Source organism: Candidatus Pelagibacter sp., assembly GCF_052049995.1.
Classification (GTDB): Bacteria; Pseudomonadota; Alphaproteobacteria; order Pelagibacterales; family Pelagibacteraceae; genus Pelagibacter.
Genome location: NZ_JBNGYX010000020.1, coordinates 1 through 2723 on the forward strand (window position 1 = coordinate 1; position 2723 = coordinate 2723).

General features: G+C 23.2%; 4 protein-coding genes. All 4 read left to right on the forward strand.

Translation table 11 applies throughout. From position 1 onward, the window contains the following. Positions 1 to 598 (forward strand): class I tRNA ligase family protein (locus ACTT9Y_RS07095; protein ID WP_440933661.1); only part of this gene is annotated, 598 nt, incomplete at its 5' end. Beyond that, positions 598 to 1104 (forward strand): signal peptidase II, encoded by a 507-nt coding sequence (gene lspA, locus ACTT9Y_RS07100; protein WP_440933662.1) that lies wholly within the window; start codon positions 598 to 600, stop codon positions 1102 to 1104. The genes ACTT9Y_RS07095 and lspA, both read left to right, overlap by 1 nt. Then, complete coding sequence (locus ACTT9Y_RS07105; protein WP_440933663.1) at positions 1091 to 1408, forward strand: DUF3035 domain-containing protein; 318 nt, start codon at positions 1091 to 1093, stop codon at positions 1406 to 1408. Before lspA ends, ACTT9Y_RS07105 begins: the two co-directional genes overlap by 14 nt. Beyond that, positions 1408 to 2559: a glucose-6-phosphate isomerase gene (locus ACTT9Y_RS07110; protein WP_440933664.1), complete on the forward strand. Its 1152-nt coding sequence runs from the start codon at positions 1408 to 1410 to the stop codon at positions 2557 to 2559. The genes ACTT9Y_RS07105 and ACTT9Y_RS07110 overlap by 1 nt, the downstream gene beginning before the upstream one ends. Positions 2560 to 2723: the final 164 nt, after the last annotated feature.

Genomic DNA, 2723 nt, shown 5'->3' on the forward strand with positions numbered 1-2723 from the left:
TTTTAGTAATTATGATTTTCACAATTTATATAAAGAATTATTAAATTTTTGTACTGTTGATTTGTCTGCTTTTTATTTTGATATTAGAAAAGATAATCTTTATTGTGATCCTAAGGACTCAAAAAAAAGAAAATCGACTATTTTACTTCTTAATATAATTTTAAACTCTTTATTAAAATGGTTTGCCCCTATTTTATCTTTTACAACTGAAGAAATTTTTAACTTATTGTTTAAAGATCAAAAAAGTATTCATCTAGAGAAATTCCATAAATATCCTGATAAATTTAAAAACGAAAAACTTAGTGAAAAATGGAGTGAATTAATAAAAATTAGAAATATTTGCAATATAAGTATTGAGGAAAAAAGAGCTAGTAAAGAAATTGGGTCAAGCTTGGAGGCAGACTTAAAAATAAATTTAAATCAAAAATTACAAAAGGTAACTAGTAATATTGATTTTTCAGAATTGTGCATTACTTCAAAAGCTGAAGTTAGTTACAATGAAGATGTTGAGACAACCGCAATCACTAGTAAAGCAAAGGGAACTAAGTGTCCAGTTTGTTGGAAAATAAATGAGGGCCCTTGTCCTAGGCACCCCTAATGATTGAAAAAATTTTAAGAAAAAGTTTTATAATCAGTTTATTATTAGTTTTTTCAATATTTTTACTTGATAGACTTTCTAAAATTTATGTAATTTATCTAGATAAGAAATTTTTAGGATCTGAATTACTTTCGTCAAAATTTTTAAATATTAGGCTTATCTGGAATGATGGAATTGCATTTGGCTTATTATCTTTTAATGAAAAAATTTTTTACAATGCATTAACTTTTTTAATTTTGATCATAATTTTAATTATATTTTTTATGCTTTCCAAAAGTAATGGAATTAAAAAATTCTCACTTATGATGATTTTGGGGGGTGCAATAGGAAATGTTTATGACCGTATATTTTATGGAGCTGTTCCAGATTTTATAGATTTTCATATAGGAAATTTTCATTGGTTCATATTTAATGTGGCTGATATATTCATTACTTTAGGTGTTATTTTCATGATAATAATTGAAATAACTGGTAATAATAAAAACAATAAATATGAAATACTTTAAAATATTAATTTTTTTAAAATTAATTTTATTTCTTTATTCATGCTCAACACTTAAAGAGGGATTTACAAATCAAAAAAAGTCAAGCAGCGATGAATTTCTAGTCGAAAAAAAATCACCACTTGTAATGCCTCCAGATTATAATGATTTGCCTGTACCTGATCAGAACAATGAAGCGGCAGAGACCAATGAAAATAAAATAAAAGATCTTGTTACAAAAAATAACAATGAAAATGCTGAAATGAATAATGCTGAAGATGGTAATTCGAATATAGAACAGTCAATATTAAAAAAAATTAAGAATTAATGCTAACCTCGGGTATTAGCTTTGTTAATTTTAAAAAAAAAAACAAGTCTTTAAAATTAAGAAAAAATTTAAAATCAATTATTAATGATAAAAATGAGATACTCAACTCATTAAGTAAAAATTATAAAGATAGTTATAAAAAAAATTTAATTAATAAGTATAAAGCATTTTCAAATTACAGAATAATAGGAATGGGGGGTTCAATACTTGGAACTCGAACAATTTATGAATTTTTACAACATAAAATAAAAAAAAATTTTTTATTTATTGATAATCTTCAGAATACTTTATCTCAAAGTAAAAAAAAAACTGTTAATATAATCGTGTCAAAATCGGGAAATACAATTGAGACGATTACAAATTCAAATATAATTATAAAGAAAAATAATAGAAATATTTTTGTCACCGAAAACAAAAAGAATTATCTTTATCGATTAGCAGAAAATCTCAAAGGAGAAATCGTTCATCATAACAATTATATTGGTGGAAGGTATTCAGTTTTATCTGAAGTAGGAATGTTGCCAGCCGAGTTGATGGGTTTAAAATCTAAAAATTTTAGACAATTTAATTCTTTAATAAAAAATAGAAGGTTTTTAAATTCACTTATTACCAATGTTGGTTCAATACTTTATCATATTAAAAAAAGAAAATTTAATTCTATAATTATTAATTATGACGAAAAGTCTGAAAGTTTATTTAAATGGTATCAACAACTAGTTGCAGAAAGTTTAGGTAAGAAAAAAAAAGGACTTTTGCCGATAGTGTCAAATATGCCTAAAGATAACCATAGTGTAATGCAACTTTATTTAGATGGTTTTCAAAATAACTTTTATACATTCTTTTATGTTGATGAAAAAAAATCAAATAAAATAAATAATAAAATTATATTACCATCACACAAATTCTTAAAAAATAAATCAATATCAAAAATTATTTATTCTCAAAAAAAAGCCAGTGAAAATATTTTTTTGAAAAAAAATATACCATTTAGAAGTTTTGAAATTAAAAAAAGGGATGAAAAAACTTTAGGGGAATTGTTTTCCTTTTTTATTTTAGAAACAATTTTACTTGGTAAGGCACTAAAATTAAACCCTTATGATCAACCAGCTGTTGAATTAATTAAGAAAGAAACAAAAAAAATTTTAACTTAAATTAGATAAAAAAATTATCTTTGAAATTCCATATTTTTTTTCTTCTATGATTTTGAAGTTTTTTGGAAAAATATCTTCTTCTTTTTTGTGTCTATGAAGAATAATAATAGCGTTTTTTTTAAGTATTTTATAATCAGTAATCTTTTCAAATATTAAGTTTATAT